Source organism: Candidatus Hydrogenedentota bacterium (assembly GCA_013359265.1).
In the GTDB taxonomy this organism is placed as follows: domain Bacteria; phylum Hydrogenedentota; class Hydrogenedentia; order Hydrogenedentales; family SLHB01; genus JABWCD01.
On record JABWCD010000002.1, the window covers coordinates 133,338 to 148,744 of the forward strand.

14 protein-coding genes are annotated in these 15,407 nt (G+C 61.7%); 7 read left to right on the forward strand and 7 right to left on the reverse strand.

The features are described from left to right. Positions 1 to 91 precede the first annotated feature (91 nt). The gene (locus HUU46_01685) at positions 92 to 925 is read left to right on the forward strand and encodes a hypothetical protein (protein NUM52331.1); all 834 of its coding nucleotides are present in this window, start codon (positions 92 to 94) and stop codon (positions 923 to 925) included. A gap of 46 nt (positions 926 to 971) precedes the next feature. On the opposite strand, the gene ppk1 is transcribed toward HUU46_01685, so the two are convergent. The 5 genes from ppk1 to HUU46_01710 all read right to left on the reverse strand — a co-directional run bounded on the left by ppk1 (position 972) and on the right by HUU46_01710 (position 8,382). Next, a complete protein-coding gene (ppk1, locus tag HUU46_01690; protein NUM52332.1) occupies positions 972 to 3,005 on the reverse strand; it encodes a polyphosphate kinase 1 in 2,034 nt (677 codons plus the stop codon). 96 nt (positions 3,006 to 3,101) lie between these two features. Then, the gene (locus HUU46_01695) at positions 3,102 to 4,169 is read right to left on the reverse strand and encodes a Gfo/Idh/MocA family oxidoreductase (protein ID NUM52333.1); all 1,068 of its coding nucleotides are present in this window, start codon (positions 4,167 to 4,169) and stop codon (positions 3,102 to 3,104) included. Next, positions 4,166 to 4,558 (reverse strand): cupin domain-containing protein, encoded by a 393-nt coding sequence (locus tag HUU46_01700; GenBank protein ID NUM52334.1) that lies wholly within the window; start codon positions 4,556 to 4,558, stop codon positions 4,166 to 4,168. Before HUU46_01700 ends, HUU46_01695 begins: the two co-directional genes overlap by 4 nt. A gap of 197 nt (positions 4,559 to 4,755) precedes the next feature. Further along, complete coding sequence (locus tag HUU46_01705) at positions 4,756 to 6,693, reverse strand: hypothetical protein (GenBank protein NUM52335.1); 1,938 nt, start codon at positions 6,691 to 6,693, stop codon at positions 4,756 to 4,758. Continuing rightward, positions 6,694 to 8,382, reverse strand: a complete 1,689-nt coding sequence (locus HUU46_01710) for a hypothetical protein (protein ID NUM52336.1) — start codon at positions 8,380 to 8,382, stop codon at positions 6,694 to 6,696. It abuts the gene before it with no gap. Between the two features lie 114 nt (positions 8,383 to 8,496). On the opposite strand from HUU46_01710, the gene HUU46_01715 reads away from it, so the two are divergent. The 6 genes from HUU46_01715 to HUU46_01740 all read left to right on the forward strand — a co-directional run bounded on the left by HUU46_01715 (position 8,497) and on the right by HUU46_01740 (position 12,384). Continuing rightward, positions 8,497 to 9,060, forward strand: a complete 564-nt coding sequence (locus tag HUU46_01715; GenBank protein ID NUM52337.1) for a GNAT family N-acetyltransferase — start codon at positions 8,497 to 8,499, stop codon at positions 9,058 to 9,060. Continuing rightward, positions 9,057 to 9,503, forward strand: a complete 447-nt coding sequence (locus HUU46_01720; protein NUM52338.1) for a hypothetical protein — start codon at positions 9,057 to 9,059, stop codon at positions 9,501 to 9,503. The genes HUU46_01715 and HUU46_01720 overlap by 4 nt, the downstream gene beginning before the upstream one ends. A gap of 81 nt (positions 9,504 to 9,584) precedes the next feature. Next, entirely contained in the window at positions 9,585 to 10,481 is an 897-nt protein-coding gene (locus tag HUU46_01725) for a zinc ABC transporter substrate-binding protein (protein ID NUM52339.1), read from the forward strand. Next, the gene (locus HUU46_01730; GenBank protein NUM52340.1) at positions 10,478 to 11,230 is read left to right on the forward strand and encodes a metal ABC transporter ATP-binding protein; all 753 of its coding nucleotides are present in this window, start codon (positions 10,478 to 10,480) and stop codon (positions 11,228 to 11,230) included. The genes HUU46_01725 and HUU46_01730 overlap by 4 nt, the downstream gene beginning before the upstream one ends. Beyond that, positions 11,223 to 12,023 carry a metal ABC transporter permease gene (locus HUU46_01735; GenBank protein NUM52341.1) on the forward strand — a complete coding sequence of 267 codons (801 nt, stop codon included), beginning with the start codon at positions 11,223 to 11,225 and terminating at the stop codon, positions 12,021 to 12,023. Before HUU46_01730 ends, HUU46_01735 begins: the two co-directional genes overlap by 8 nt. A gap of 7 nt (positions 12,024 to 12,030) precedes the next feature. Then, the gene (locus tag HUU46_01740; protein NUM52342.1) at positions 12,031 to 12,384 is read left to right on the forward strand and encodes a hypothetical protein; all 354 of its coding nucleotides are present in this window, start codon (positions 12,031 to 12,033) and stop codon (positions 12,382 to 12,384) included. A gap of 209 nt (positions 12,385 to 12,593) precedes the next feature. Here the strand turns inward: HUU46_01740 and HUU46_01745 are convergent, their stop codons facing one another. Both HUU46_01745 and HUU46_01750 read right to left on the reverse strand, forming a co-directional pair. Further along, the gene (locus HUU46_01745; GenBank protein NUM52343.1) at positions 12,594 to 13,517 is read right to left on the reverse strand and encodes a DUF4349 domain-containing protein; all 924 of its coding nucleotides are present in this window, start codon (positions 13,515 to 13,517) and stop codon (positions 12,594 to 12,596) included. A 302-nt stretch (positions 13,518 to 13,819) separates the two neighbouring features. Continuing rightward, positions 13,820 to 15,403 (reverse strand): AMP-binding protein, encoded by a 1,584-nt coding sequence (locus HUU46_01750; GenBank protein ID NUM52344.1) that lies wholly within the window; start codon positions 15,401 to 15,403, stop codon positions 13,820 to 13,822. Between the last annotated feature and the right edge of the window lie 4 nt (positions 15,404 to 15,407).

Below are 15,407 nucleotides of genomic sequence, written 5' to 3' on the forward strand. Positions count from 1 at the left end.
CGCCTGCCGAACCGCGACGATTGCATGCGCCGGCGAGATGATATCACAGGCCGTTCTGTGGCATACTTCGAGCGGACCAAGGCTGCTTTTCATGGCGAATCGTAGTGACATTCCGCATTTGATCGACTTGCTCGACGGTGCGTCGCACGATGTGCGCGAACTTGTACTGCGCGAGTTGCTTTCGTTCGGGCCGTCGCTCGAGGACGAAGTGCGCGCGCTGGTAGACCAGCTTTCGCCGGTGCAGCGCCGGGCCGCGGAACGCCTCATCGCGGCGCACCGCAACGCGGAATCGCGGTGGGACGCGTGGTCGGCGTGGCCGAAACTCGCCGATCCGAGCGCGCAACTCGAGACCGCGTTCGAGCTTCTGGCGCAATTCCAATACGGTTGGACGCCGCCGGTTACGCTGCGCGAACTGCTGGACGATCTGGCGCGCGATTATCTGACGACCTGCCACACGCGCGATGCGCTTTCGTTGAGCCGCTTTCTCTTCGGGGCCAAACAACTGCGCGGAAATCGCGACGAGTACTATGCGCCGATGAACAGCAATCTCATCCACGTGATACAACACGGGGCCGGCCTACCCATCAGCCTGGCGTGCATCTACATGCTCGTCGGCGCGCGCTGCGGCATCGCGATCGAAGGGTGCTGCGCGCCGGGACATTTCCTCGCGCGCGCGAAGATGGGCGGGAGAACGGTCTTCTTCGATTGCTTCGACGGCGGACGGCTCTTGACCGACAAGGAAATCGGCGCAATCCGATCGCAAATGCCGGCGCGGCTGTGGCGCGCGTTGGCCGAGCCGACGCAGCCGGCGGATATTATCCGCCGCGTATTGAATAATCTCATTCACGCCTACGATCTCGAGGGGGATACGGAACACGCCCGCCTCATGCGCGACTTGCAGGGGTGCCTTCCGATCTTGTCCTGATTCCGAGGGCCTTCGGTCCGAGGGAGGCGCCGTACCGGCGCGCGGATCAACTCAGCGAATGCGCGGGGATTTCGTCGAGCAGCTTCGCCTGATGGGCGAGTTCTTTGTAGTACTGGTAGGTTTCGACCTGGGCCTGGTGCGATCCGGCGCCGTTCACGACGTACTTGTTCGACTGAAACTCGTCGAGCTCGCGCGCTTTGAAGGTGTCGGCGACCTGCAACGCCACGACGTCGACGATTTCCTGCATGAGGTGCGGGTCGTATACAGGAAACGCGACCTCGACGCGCCAGTCGAGGTTGCGTTCCATCAGGTCGGACGAACTCATGTACACGCGGCGGTCCTCGCCGCGGCCAAAGATGAAAATCCGCTGGTGTTCGAGGAACCGGTCCAAGATCGAGATTGCGCGAATGTTGGGGTGAGGCAGCATGGCGTAGGTCGTGCGCACGATCAGGTGCATCTGCACCCCGGCGTCCGCGGCTTCGCGAATCTTCTCGATAATCTTTAGGTCGGTTAGGTGATTGACCTTTAGGCAGATGTACCCGTCAGGCCCCTTCGCTTTTTCCCGCGCGATGAGTTTCGTCAGCATCTTGCGCGTCGTAAACGGCGACACCATCAAATGCTTGAACTTCGGTTCGGCCACGGTGTGCATTTTCGACGCCCGGTCGAGGAAGGCGAAGACTTCCTCCGCTTCGGCGGTCAGCCGCTTGTCCGCGGTGAAGAGCATGCAATCGACGTAAAGCCGTCCGGTCGCCTCGTTGAAATTGCCCGTGGAGTACCCCGCGATCGCGCCGCCCTTGCGCTTGATGAGGAGCAATTTCGCGTGCGTCTTCATCGGAGGCAGACCGTATGCGACCTGCGCGCCGAGTTCGGTAAGGAACTCGGAAATCTTGATGTTGTTCTGCTCGTCGAACCGCGCCTGCAACTCGATCGAAACGAAGATGCGTTTGCCGTTCCGCGCGGCGTTCGCCAGCGCGTTCACGATTTGCGAACGCGTGGCCGCGCGGTACATTGTCATGCGGATTTCCTCGACCTTCGGATCGATCGCCGCCTCGCGCAACAGCCGGACGACGTGATCGAACGACTGGTACGGGTACGTCACGAGCACGTCCTGTTTGCGGATAATGTCTATCATGGGCGTGCGTACGTTCGCATCGAGGATCGGGTGCGGCACGGGATCGAGCTTCGGGTACGCGAGGTCCGGGCGCGAACATGGGAACTTTATCAGGTCCTTCATGTTGTGGTAGCGCCCGCCGGGAATGAGCGTGTCGTCCTTGATAATTCGCAGTTCTTTTTGCAGCAGCTTCAGCAGGCCGGACGGCATTGTCGCGTCGTACACGAGCCGCGTCGGGCGGCCGCCCTTGCGCTGCTTGAGCACGCGCTCCATCTTGCGCACGTAGCCCTCGGAGAAATCGTTGTCGATGTCGAGTTCCGCGTCGCGCGAAATCTTGAACTCGAACGCTTCGATGCGGCTGTACTCGAAGATGTAGAACACCCGATCGAGACAATAGCGGATGACGTCGTCGACGTACATGATGTTGCCGTTGGGCAACTGCACGAAACGCGGGGCCTCGGGCGGAATCTCGAGAACGGCGTACCGAGTCTTTTCGCCCCACATCTTGATCGCGAAGTAGACTGCGCCGTCCTTCAACGCGGGAAACGGTTGGTCTTCGCGGATGAGGATGGGCACGACGAACGGCAGCACGTTCGCGCAGAAATAGTCGGTGACCCACTCTTTCAGTTGGTCCGATTGGCCGGCGAGGTCGGTCTCGGTGAGAAGCTTGATCCCTTCGGCTTCGAGGCCCGAAATGATCTCGGCGTACGCCTGGCGGAACCGCTCGTCCAACTCGCGCGTCTTGTCGCCGATGATTTCGAGCACATCGGCCATTCCTTTCTTTCCCATCTCGAGCCGGCGGTGGATGCTCGCGACGCGCACCTTGAAGAACTCGTCCATGTTCGACGAGAAGATGCCGAGGAACTTCAGGCGCTCCATGAGCGGGCTTCGCTTGTCCTCCGCTTCCTGCAAAACGCGCTCGTTAAACGAAAGCGTGGAGATTTCGCGAATCTGGAAAAGGTTATTCATGGGCACTTCACTATAAGAAATGACTGCGCCGCCGCGCAACGGCCGTGGCGCGTGGCGCCGCGCAGGGGACCTAACAGTGAATTGTGAGAATCGGCGTCAGGACGCAGTGTCGACGTAACGGCCCAGAAATTCGGCTACGTCCACCGGCCGGCCGGTGTGGGCCGATTCGATCGAGGCGAACAGCAGCGCTGCGCAATGGATGTTGTCGTCAAGAGTATTCTCCGGCGCCGGGCCGCCCCCAAGCCACCGCACGTAAAGCTCCGCCAGCCATGCATTTTTCCACGCGGGCTGTTCCGCGAGCGGAACCGATACCGATGCCGGCGCTTCCCAGGGTCCCCCGCGAAGCACGCGAAGGGCGCGCGCGTCGAGTTCCAGCGTGCCGTCGCGGCATTCCGCGCGGATGTAATCGTTCTCCCAGCCGTTCATCGTGCTCGCGTTGGCTTTCGCGCCTTCGTAGAAACAGCGGACGCCGTTCTCCATTTCGATCGTGACAAGGGCAGTCGAGTCGCCGGCGTATTCGCCCCACGGCGGGTTCCACGCGACGGTGTACACGCGGCGCGCGTTCGACGCCGCGAGCGCGCGAAGGCAATCGAAGTGGTGTACGGCGCCTTCGACGAGCAGCGGGTCGGGAATTTGATGGCGAAATGCGGCGCCCCAACTGCCGAACGCGCGGCAATTGTGCGTGAACCGGTGAACAACATAATTGAGTGGGCCGTACGCGCCGCTCTTCACAGCGCGTTCGATCGTTTGCTTGTCCTGATCGAAGCGGTGGCTCATGGTCACCGCCATCTTCAGTCCCGCGGAGCGCACCTTGTTGTAGATTCGCGCGCAGGCCTCCATCGTATCGGCGATGGGTTTTTCGCTGAGGATGTGGCAGCCGTGACGGACCGCGGAGTCCACGACCGATTCGTGGTGCGCGGGAGGTACGACAATAATCACGAAGTCCGGCCTGGTTTGGGCCAAGGCCGTTTCCGGATCGGTGAATAGTTGCGCGTCGTCGAGACCGAGCGATTCCTTGGCGAGCATGAGCGCCTCGCGATGAATGTCCACCGCACCCACTGCGCAGGCCAGTCCGAGTTCGCGCAGGCGCGGCAGCACTTCCGTGCGCCAGTGTGCGCCCCAGCCGCCAACGCCGACGAGCACGTATCGCAACGGATCGCTCACGCGGGGAAGTCCTCGGGCAACGGCATACACGGAACAGCATGGCCCTTCGCCTTTTCATCGTCGCGGTGCAAGTGACCGATTCGCCCGCCGGGCGGCGTTGCGTCCTCGAACCAGAACCCCTCGAGGTCGTCGTACACTTCGATCACGTCATGCTCGTCGCCCGCTTTGGTGCAGAGGATGTCCCCGCGCTTCAGGTAGTAGGTGTTCCCCTCGGACAGCACCTTTGCCTTGCCCGCGAAAATGAGCCAATACTCGTCGCAGTCGTGGTAGTGGCAATCGAATGTGCCGCCCGTTGCAGGCACGCGAAAGATTCCCGCGCTGGTAACGCGGGACCAGTCCGGGCGGTTGCCCGCGCCCATTTCGTTTTCGGTCGTGCGAATTACGGGCATGATCCCCTCCAAATTTTTCGCGGTAGCACGCTAGAGCGCTTCAAAAGCACGTCCTCCGCCTTTCCGTGTCGCGCTCGTGCGTCGTCATCGTACTCGCACTTTGACGCTCGATTACGAATGACGAGCACGGGCAGGAGCACGAAATCATGCTGAGTCAATTCGTCGTTTCGAAAGCGTACCGCGCCTCGCGAATTGCATTAGTTCAACCGCGCTTTGAACACCGAAGTCGCCGTGCCGAACAGCCACGTGCCCGGCGCGGGTTCTGTCGTGAACCGCGCATCGACGGCGGTTATCAGCGGCGTCAATTCGTTCGTCTCCAAGTTCCAACGATACAACACGCCCTGCGCCAACCAATAGCAGTTTCCGTCCGCGCCCGTGCGGACCATCGCGGGAATGCCGACGGGCGACTCGCCATCGTACAGAATATCGCCGTCTTCCGTGTCGATGAGCGTAATAGTGTTTCCGTTTGACGCGATGAGCAGGCCCTCGCGCGTAACGCCGTGGACCGTCACCACGTCCGCGCCAGGCCATAGATCGAGTGTCGTCGTGACTGTTCGCGTTGCGGGATCGAAAGCGTAGACCAACGGTCTCGGCTGTGTTGGCGGATGGCTGCGCATCTGGCCCCAGCGGTCCGTGCCGCCCCACACGAGCTTGTGCTTAGCGTCGTAGGCGAGACTTGGCAGGTTCTGGTCTTTGATGAGGTGGTGATAAACGTCGATCTTTTCCGTTGCGGGATCGATAACCGCGAGTGCTCCGCCGAGTTTGCTGTATTCGCTGTCTGAACTGATGAATACGAGCGCGCCGTCGGTTACGGCCGCGCGCGGGCGCGTCTGATCGTAGGGCTTGCTAAGCGAAACGAGTTCACGCGGGTTCGTGCCGAACGCGAAGGGCACCCTGGGGTCGTAGACGGAAAGAATCGAACCGGTGTAGATGCCGACAAACGCCTTGCCGCCAAACCCCACGGCGCACATGGGTTCGCCGCCGGTGCGCGCGACGACGGTTTCGGATTCGCGTACGTCACCCGTGCTTGGATTCACCGCGAACAAGTTCTGCTGGCTGTAATTCGCGCCGATCACGCAGTCGGGCGCGATCGTTTCGAGAAACATGATGCCGTTGCCGCCGGGCGCGCGGTTATCGAGTTGTCCGGTCTTGAACGACTTTGTCGCGAAATCGTAGCGGAACATGCCGCCGAAATAACTCACTCCGGCGATGCCGTCATTGCATGCCTTTATCCACCACGAGGGTTCGGACGGAATGCCGGTGTCACCCAGCAGGACCGGCGCTGCGCCGCCGTCGAATTCCCACACGCGGCCTGAGGGATTGCTCACCGCGTAGGTCTTGCCCTTGTACGCGATCGAACCAACGATATCTTTGTCACCGGTCTTCGCTGCGAGATCGACGCTCATTGCCGGGCCGCCGTCCCCGGGCGGTCCTGCCTTCGAAAACGCACGTGTCTTCGGGTCGAAGGTCATCCACACTTCATCCGGCCCCCATGCCTTGAACCGAATTGCGCCGTTCGCGTCTTCGCACAAATTCGTCACGTACGTCGTATCCGGAACAATGCGTTCATGTAAGTCCCACTTGTTCGTTGCCGGATCGTACTCGCCGAATGCCGCGTTCGGGTAGGTGCCGAAATACACGCGTCGGTTCGACGCGCCGATGGCGTCCCACGTGTAGATGTCTTTTGTAATTTGCGTTGCAACTGGCTTGAAGGTCCGTGTCTTCCAACTGAAATGGTGCGCGCGCCCGTTGCCGTAGGGCGTGAAGTAGATATCGCCGTTCGGCAGCATCGCCGCGCAGTGCGAGCCGTTGTCGTTGTTCGGCATATCGATTCGCTGCGCCGACAAGTCGCGGCAATCGATCAGGAACAGCCAATTCGCCTTCGTGGAATAGCTGAACGAAAACAAGCCCATCGTGTAGCCGTCGGGAAAATGCAACGGTCTGCGCGAATATCCCAGCAATACCCGCACCGACGGTGTCGCCAGTAGCTCCGCTTTAGGCAGGGTAGCGATATCTACGGCAGCGACAGTCGCCTTCTGCCGTAGCGGGTGATCGGTTGGAATCGCAGTTAGCTGCGCCGTAGCCGAAGACACTGTGCAAAGCGCGAAAACAATCTGCCGGAGAACGCGCATCATTTACTCCGCGCTCAACGCGAAGATCTTCGTGGACCGCATCTGAACCCGAATGCGCGCGGACGAATTGTCAAGCGTGGGCACGTTGCTATTGCCCTTCCATGTTACCGTAAACGCAACGTGGTCACCGACGATTGGGTCGCAATCCAGAACGGAACAGCCCGGCAACGGCTGAAGGTCCCGGTCGCACAATTCGACACGCACTTCGCCTGTACGCGCGGTCTGGACGTTCAAGATAATCTTCGATCCGAGCAGGCGCAGGTACGGCGTGGTGAACGAACCCTCCGATTCCGCCTCGATTGCGGACAGGCGGTCCGCCTTCCAGCGCGCGACGCCTTGGTTGCCTTCAACGAATCCCGCGCGCGGAAACTTGTGTGGCTGATTGTACGCGGAATAGAGCAACAGCAGATCACCGTCCGGGGCGCGCACGAACGACGGGACCGGCAACACGAAGTGGCTGTCCCAATCCTTCGCTGTGCCGGGTCGCAGCACCGGTCCTCCGGGCGCGAAGCGCCAGAGCGCGCCGTCACGGCTCGTCGCCGCGCGCACGACGCTGTTCTCCGTCCGCCGATCGTACGCGAGCACGAACATGAGATGCAGATCGTCGCGGCCGGGATACCGCGCCATCGCGTTCGCGTAATAATCGATATAGGGCGCTTCATTCGCATCCGGGGACAACACGGCGCGTGGCAGCGGGAAATCGCGGAAGTCTTTCGACTCGGCGCGTCCGATTGCGCGCCGGCCAAATTCCCACAGACGCGTGTAGGCCACGTAGCGTCGGATGCGCGTATCGAAAAACACAACCGTTTGTGTGTCGGCGTCGTGCAACAGGTTCGGCTCGGGGATCACGCGCCACGCGACGCCGTCCGCTGAGACGGCGGGAAACAGCACGTTTGCGGACATATCGCTCACCCGCGAACTTAGCGGCTTGCCCTTCTCTTTTGCGAAGGCGTGCAGTTTTTCAGGCGTTGCGCTTGCGAGGGTCGTCGTCTTGAATCGTTCGTCAGGCGGAGCGCTCGGATCGACAAAGACCGTTCCCGATTGCGCCACCTCCAGCGCGTCCGGTTTCTGGAACATGCCCGAAGCGGCGCATTCGTCGCGGTTCGCGATGTACGCGAGGTTGGAGTGCGTGCGGTCGCCGAATGCGGTGGGGTTCGTCAGCGGTTTCCGCCACGTCTTAAGGTCCGCCGATTCCGCATACGCGAGCCCGCCGGGGCATTCGTACCAGACACGGTATACGTGCGCGGCCTCGTCATAGAGCAGCGTGCGCGCTTTCATGTTCGCGCGCTCCCACGGATGCTCGACCGGGACCATGTCCGAGAAGACGCCGGCCTTCGTTGCCTCTTGCGCGCGAATGGCTACGCCGTGCGCAAACCCGAGTGGAATCGCGCGCGCCTCGTCAGGCGACGTCAGTCCGTGAGGTCCGTCCAGCGGGAGCGTTTTGCCGTCCGGCCCGACCCATTCGTTTTGCCCGGCTTCGACCAGCGCCCAATCCGCGAACGGCATCGGTATACTACCTAGCTCAAGCCGGTTTGCTTCACTATCGAGCACGGGCGTCGTCTCACGCGTGTTGACCATGCGAGACCTTTCGAGCGGCATCTCGCCCGCGTGCGCGCAGACGAGCGTGAGCGTAAACAGTAACGTTGTCCACGCGAGATGAGAACATTGCCTCTTGCAGCGATTTTGGCCCATGCGGCGCATCCCTGAATGTACCAATCGGGGAAGCATCATAGCATCGTGCAACGACGAGGACTTGCAGATACACTATGGGGCGAGAGCTTCCGTCCAACAGCGCTACACTACGCCATGTTCACGCTACGCCTTGCCATATCCGACGACACGCCAAACTTGCGCGAACTGATCCAGAGATCCGTGCGCGGGTTGAGTGCGGGCTATTATTCAGAGCAGGAAATCGAGAGCGCGCTTATCCATATCTTTGGGCCCGATACCGCGTTGATCGACGACGGCACTTATGCGGTTATCGAAGCGGGCAGTGTGTTAGCGGCGGCGGGCGGATGGAGCCGCCTGAGCACCTTGTGCGGCGGGGACCAACTGAAATCGGGATCGGAATCGCGGCTTGACCCAGCCAGGGATGCGGCGCGCATCCGCGCATTTTTCGTTCACCCTGATTTTGCGCGGCGCGGCCTCGGGCGCATGCTATACACGTGGTGCGAGGGTCAGGCGCGTGATGCAGGATTCCGGCGGTTCGAACTCATCGCGACGTTGCCGGGCGAGCCGCTATACTCCGCGCTCGGGTTTGAACCGGTCGAACGCTACGCGCTGCCGATGTCCAACGGCGTTGACCTGCCCGTCGTGCGCATGGTCCGCGCGATCGAAGGCGCGAAAGAGGAGGCGAGGGCATCAACATGACTGCTGAAGAGATTCGGAAACTGGTGAAGAGGTTGGACAGTTCGTCCAACGAGGAATGTCAAGAAGCGTGGGAGCGGCTGCGCGATCTGGGGCCGGCCGTTGTCCCTTACTTGCTAGAGGCCTACCGCAGTTTTCGTAAGGCGCGCGGCCGCGTCGAGCTGGTGTTTCATTCCATCCGCTACGCGAGGACGAGCGAAGACGCGTATCAGCTTGGGATAATCGCCTTGTCCGACAAAGCGACGCTTGTGCGGTATCGCGCGTGCATGTTGCTTGCGTATTCGTTGCGGCGCGACGCGGTCCCGCATCTCAAAACGCTGCTTACGCATGCGGACGCCGCTACCGTCGAGGACGCAAAAGCGGCTATCGATGCCATACAAAGCCAGAACCACAACTATTTCGTTGACCGAACCCACACGGGCCGGTCCTTTCTGAGCGTAAGTTAGCGGGAGACGCCGCGGAACCCCCGTGGCGCCGCGGTTCCGGCAAACTTGCCGGTCGCGTTCGATTTGAATACGCTCTCGCCGATGAAGCACACCGCCGCCATAACGTTCCTAATTGCCGTGCTGTGCCTCGGGTGCAGACCGCCGAGCGAACAACGAGTCGCCTATATCACGACAATCAATCCATTGCGCGCGATCGTTGCGGAACTGGTTGGCGATCGCGGCGAGGTGAGCGAACTGCTCGCGCCGGGCGCTTCGCCGCACACCTACGAGCCGCGTCCGTCAGACGCGATGGCAGCAGAGTCGGCCCTCGCGGTGTTCTACGCCGCCGAAGACATCGACGCGTGGGCGGCGAAGCTGCCGGCGAAGACTCGGATTGAGATGTTTTCCCTCGTCCCGGCCTCGGACCGGATTGAATACGACGCGGATGGCGAACACGACGATCACGACGAGGACGGACATCACCACGAAACGGGCTACAATGGCCACTTCTGGTCGGATCCCCGCATCGTGAGCGCCATCATTCCGAATTTGGTCGAAAAGTTGATCGAACTCGACCCCGCGGGCGCGGACACGTACCGGAACAACGCATCGCGTTTCAGCGCGGAACTGAACGAATTGGATTCGGAGATGAAGTCGGCGTTTGCGGGCCTGGAGAACCGGCCCGTGTTCATGTTCCATCCGTCGTGGTCGTATTTCATGCGGCGGTACGGGCTGACTGTCGGCGGAATGGTCGAGCCGTTTCCCGGCAAGGAACCCACACCGAAATACATTGACGAACTCGTGGACGCGGCACGCGCGAAGGGCGTGCGCGCCGTGTTCACGGAGCCGCAGTTGCCGCGCCGGCCCGCGGAAGTGATTGCCGAGGCTTGCCAACTGTCTTTGTTTGAACTCGATCCAAACGGCGGAGGGGAGGGCCGCCGCACCTACCGCGAGTTGATCACCTACAATGCGGACATGCTGAAGAAGGCCCTTCAATGAGCGCGCCGGCAATCGAGGCCACGCGCGTCAGCGTGCGGTTTGGCGAAGTGGACGCGTTGCGCGGCGTGAGTTTTGCGGCGCCGGAGGGCGCGTTTGTCGCGCTGATAGGACCGAACGGCGCCGGCAAGACGACGCTGCTGAACGTCGTGCTTGGACTCCAACGCGCGCACAGCGGAAGCGTTTCCATCTTCGGCAAGCCGCCGGACACATTACCCGCCGAATTGCTCGGCTACGTTCCACAAGTGAAGACGCTCGACCGTTCGTTTCCCGGGCGCGCGCTCGAGTTGGTCGTCACGGGCATTCGCCGTTCGTGGCCGTGGCGCATCGCCTCGGCGGATCGCGATGCGGCGCTCGCGGCGATGGAGCGCACCGGCGTCGCGCGCATTGCGGACCGCCCCATCGCGAAGCTTTCCGGCGGCGAATTGCAGCGCGTGTATCTCGCGCGCGCGTTGGTTCGCGGTCCGAAATTGCTCGTGCTCGACGAACCGGGCGCGGGAATGGACATTGCGGGCGAAGCCGAGATGTACCACATTCTCGAACGCGACCGGCGCGACCGCGGCGCGACTGTGCTTATGATCACGCACGACTGGGAAGGCGCGCGCACGCACGCCTCGCACGTGCTCCTGATGGATCGCGGACTGGCCGCGTTCGGCGCGCCCTCAGAAGTCGCGCGCGAGGAGCGGCTGCTGCAGGTGTTCGGCTACGCGGGACACAAGGCCGCAAGCCACGGGCGTTCGTCCGATGCTTGACGCGTTCGGGTCCGTCACCATGCAACGAGCGCTTGGCGCCGGCGTGTTGATTGGCTTTGTCGCCAGTTATTTCGGCGTGTTCGTCGTGCAACGGCGGATGGCTTTTCTCGGCAGCGGGCTTGCCCATGCGGCGTTTGGCGGCGTCGCGTTGGGAATCCTCGCAAGCATCCAGCCCATCGGCATCGCGATCCCGTTTACGGTCGCCGTCGCCGTCGCGATCGTGTGGGTGCGCGAAAGCACGGAACTCGCGGAGGATACCGCGATAGGCGTGTTGTTTGCCGCGTCGATGGCATTGGGTGTCGTATTCGTCTCGTTGCGAGAAGGATTCAGCACGGATGTGCAGTCGTATTTGTTCGGATCGATCCTGTTCCTGGATCCCTCGGATGTTTGGCTCGCGGCGGCGATGGCATGCGCGACGCTCGTGACCGTGCCGCTGTGGGGCGCGTGGGCTTATGCGACGTTCGATCGCAATCTGGCGCGCACGGACCGGCTGCGCGTCGCCGCGTACGACTACGCGCTGGCCGTCGCAATGGCGATCGCTATCGTCGTATCGATCAAGATCGTCGGGATACTACTGATCTCTGCGTTTCTGGTATTGCCCGCGGCGACGGCGCGGCTGTTGTCACGATCGTTTGCGCAGATGACGGTCCTTTCCATCGTGATTGGAACGATCACGCCGGCGATCGGACTGTACATTTCGTATGTAACGGACCTGCCCAGTGGGGCGACGATCATCCTGGTCCAGGCCGGACTGTTCCTGCTTGCGTTGGGGACGCGGCGTGCGGCACAGTGAGGGCGCCATGAGTACCTGCAACCGGCATCACGACCACGATCACCAACACGGCCCCGAATGCGGCCACACCGCTATCGAGCACGACGGGCACACCGACTACCTGCGCAACGGGCACCTGCTGCACGCCCACGGCGATCACTACGACGACCACGTGATTTCAGTCTCCGCAACAAACCCCGACGAATGCACCGCGGGCCATGCGTGCGCCGCGCATCCGCGCGAACACGTCCACGGGCCCGGTTGCGGGCACGAACCCATTCCGCACGGCGATCATGTGGATTACCTCGTCGACGGGCATTTGCACCATCCGCACGGCGACCACTGCGACGACCACGGGCCGGTGAATGTGGTGGGCGGGTAGCGGGGAGACGAGTTTACATCCCCCTAAATCCCCCTTCAAAGGGGGACTTAATACAGAACCAAAACAGTCGTTTTCCGATTCTTAAAGCCCCCCTTTGAAGGGGGATTTAGGGGGATGTGGGTATCGATATGGACGTGGATTCGCGTTGCGTGCGTTCCCGAATACTGCCGAACGGACGATGCATCGTCCCACCCTCGCACCGATCGATCCTACAGATTTAGTCTCCGAATCTGCTTGCGGTATTGGCGATACAATAGATACACGGCTGCCACGATCGCGGCAAATACCGGCGACCATACGAGCACCCATATAACCATTGACCAGATCACCTGCAAGAATCCGACCAGCGAGCGGATCGCCTCGGAAAACTCCTTCGCGGTGCTGAACGATTGCGGCGGAACGATCGGCTCGGCCTTTGCCTTTTCCTGGAGCGTGACCGTAATCGTGGAGAACGACACGCGGTTCGTCAGGAAGCGAAGACGCCCTTCCATCCGCTCGATTTGCTCGCGCACGCGCGTCAGTTCATTTTCGACGCGGAGGATGTCCTCGAGCTGGGCCGCGCGATTGAGGTGATCGATGAGGCGCTCCTCGGTCTTCTTCAAGTTCCGCACGCGCGAATCGGTGTCAACGTACTCCTCCGTCACGTCCTCGGTCGAGACTTGCTTGTTGAGAATCTTTCCGAGCGATTCGAGACTCGATATCGACTGGTCGAACTTGTCCGCGGGCACGCGCACCTGCATGGTCACCGTGCGCCGGCCCAGCGCATCCACAAACTCGTTCAGGTTCGATACGTACGCGCCGGCAGATTGCAGTGTGCCGACCAAGGTATTGGTGGCCGTACGCGCGTCGTCGCACTCGACGGTCACCGTGGCGTTCTTGATGAGGTAGACGTCGGGCTGGCTCGATGCAAGACTGGCCAGACCGCCCGCGCCCGGCGTACCGGCCTCGTCGCCCGCCGAACCCACTCCGGCGTCCTTTGCAGGTGCGGCGGCGGGTTGCCGGCTCTCCATCACTAGCCGGGCTTGCTCAAAGGCTTCTTGCGACTGCACTGCTCCCCGATAGGCTGGGCTGCAACCCCAGGAAGCCACGGCCGCAAAGAGGACGATCAGATTAACTACTCGGGACAATGACATGGAATTGCTCCTCAACGGTTGCCCATCCGATGTTTTGGACACCGTGCGGCTACAAAGGTTCAATTCATCCCGGCACCAGAGTTGGCGAGTCGTGCGATCGTTGCGATGCACATCCCCTATCCCCCTTCAAATGGGGACGTAATTCGGATCATATAGTGTCATTCTGCGCTCCTTAACGTCCCCCTTCGAAAGTGGTTTAGTGGGACGTTGGTCTTATACACGCGCGGGCAGGAACGATTTAGTCATGTCAATCGCTCCAGTTGAGACCAAACCAGTATACAGCGCAAACCCGAAACGTGTCTCTATACCAGCGATTCCTGCAGCTCGGCCTTCAGCGCCATTTTGTTCACTTTGCCGTTCGGAAGCAGCGGCAGCAGCGGGCGCACCTCGATGCGCTTGGGCACCTTGAAATTCACGAGATTCTCTTTGCAGTGCGCGTGGAGGTCGTCCGTGGCGGGCGACTTGCCCGGGTGCGGCATAACGAACGCGTGGCCGACCTCCTGGTAGAGTTCGTGCGGCACGCCGATCACGGCGGCCATGAGCACTTCGGGGTGCTGTTCGAGCACGTCCTCGATCTCGCGCGGGAAGACGTTTTCGCCGCCTGTCTTGAACATTTCCGATTTGCGCGACGAAATGCGGACGTATCCGCGTTCGTCCAACGACCCGAGGTCGCCGGAGTAGTACCAGCCGTCCGGATCGAGCGCGGCGGCAGTTTGCTCGGGCTTGTTCCAGTACTCCTTCATCATGAAGGGGCCGCGCACGGCAATCTCGCCGATCTGCCCCCGCGGCACGTCGCGGCGGTGTTCGTCCACGATGCGCAACTCGAACGGCGGGACGCAGCGCCCCGCGGTTTGCAGCAGCGTGTCGTACGAATCGTCCGGATCGGAGTAGGTGACGAACCCGCACATTTCCGTCGCGCCGTAGCCCGTGGCGAGCTTCGCGCCATGGCGCGCGGCGAGTTTGGTCAAGACGTCCAGCACGAGTTGCGGGGCAGTGGCACCGCCCCACGCGTACACGCGCACGCTCGAAAAATCGGTCTCGCGAAATGCCGGCAATCCAAACTGCATGAGAAACATCGCGGGGACTTGCCCGAACATCGTGACGCGCTCGCGCTCGACCAACTTCAGCGTCTCCGACGGCTCGAACCGATCCATCATAATTGAGGCGCCGCCGACATAGACGCACGCGTAGCCGATTTCGACCGCGGCGGCGACGTGATTGATCGGGAAGTGCATGAGACAACGCATCTCGCCGTCCATATAGAGGTGATCGATCTGGACGGCGACGTTCGCGAGAATGCTGCGGTGCGTCTGCACGACGCCCTTCGGTTTACCCGTCGAGCCGGAGGTGTACATCAGGAGCGCGTTGTCGTCCGGCGCGCATTCGGCGGCGCGCGCATCGAGTTTCGCGGCGAGGTGCGGGCGCGGCTTCGACACGTATTCGCCATAGCTCTCGCATCCCGAGGGCGGTTCGCCGATGACGAGCACCTTCTTGATGCACGGGAACTCGCGCGCGAGCACCTCGATTTCAGGGCCCAGATCGCGGTCATAGTAGTGCCGCAACGCGACGAGTACGGTCGGCTGGCAGTCGCCGACGATGTAGCGCATTTCCTGGAGCGTGAACTTCGGCGAAATGCCGAGCCACATCGCGCCCACCTGGTTCGCGGCCATGAACGTGTAGAAGAACTCGGGCCGCGCCATCGCGACAAGCGCCACGCGATCGCCGCGCTCGACACCCGCTTCGAGAAACGCGAGCGCATTTGCGGTCACGGCGCCGGCGAACTCGCGGTAGGTGACGTGTTCGTCCTCGAAGACAATCGCTTCCGCGCCGGGCTTTGTGTCCGCCCAGTCGTAGACGTACTTCCAGGTGAGATCGTGTTTGGTCATGTTC

Excerpts from the sequence above, each read along its gene's own strand:
- HUU46_01685 (NUM52331.1), top strand. The coding sequence starts at position 92 with ATGGCGAATCGTAGTGACATTCCGCATTTGATCGACTTGCTCGACGGT.
- ppk1 (NUM52332.1), bottom strand. The coding sequence starts at position 3,005 with ATGAATAACCTTTTCCAGATTCGCGAAATCTCCACGCTTTCGTTTAAC.
- HUU46_01700 (NUM52334.1), bottom strand. The coding sequence starts at position 4,558 with ATGCCCGTAATTCGCACGACCGAAAACGAAATGGGCGCGGGCAACCGC.
- HUU46_01705 (NUM52335.1), bottom strand. The coding sequence starts at position 6,693 with ATGATGCGCGTTCTCCGGCAGATTGTTTTCGCGCTTTGCACAGTGTCT.
- HUU46_01710 (NUM52336.1), bottom strand. The coding sequence starts at position 8,382 with ATGGGCCAAAATCGCTGCAAGAGGCAATGTTCTCATCTCGCGTGGACA.
- HUU46_01715 (NUM52337.1), top strand. The coding sequence starts at position 8,497 with ATGTTCACGCTACGCCTTGCCATATCCGACGACACGCCAAACTTGCGC.
- HUU46_01720 (NUM52338.1), top strand. The coding sequence starts at position 9,057 with ATGACTGCTGAAGAGATTCGGAAACTGGTGAAGAGGTTGGACAGTTCG.
- HUU46_01725 (NUM52339.1), top strand. The coding sequence starts at position 9,585 with ATGAAGCACACCGCCGCCATAACGTTCCTAATTGCCGTGCTGTGCCTC.
- HUU46_01730 (NUM52340.1), top strand. The coding sequence starts at position 10,478 with ATGAGCGCGCCGGCAATCGAGGCCACGCGCGTCAGCGTGCGGTTTGGC.
- HUU46_01735 (NUM52341.1), top strand. The coding sequence starts at position 11,223 with ATGCTTGACGCGTTCGGGTCCGTCACCATGCAACGAGCGCTTGGCGCC.
- HUU46_01740 (NUM52342.1), top strand. The coding sequence starts at position 12,031 with ATGAGTACCTGCAACCGGCATCACGACCACGATCACCAACACGGCCCC.
- HUU46_01745 (NUM52343.1), bottom strand. The coding sequence starts at position 13,517 with ATGTCATTGTCCCGAGTAGTTAATCTGATCGTCCTCTTTGCGGCCGTG.
- HUU46_01750 (NUM52344.1), bottom strand. The coding sequence starts at position 15,403 with ATGACCAAACACGATCTCACCTGGAAGTACGTCTACGACTGGGCGGAC.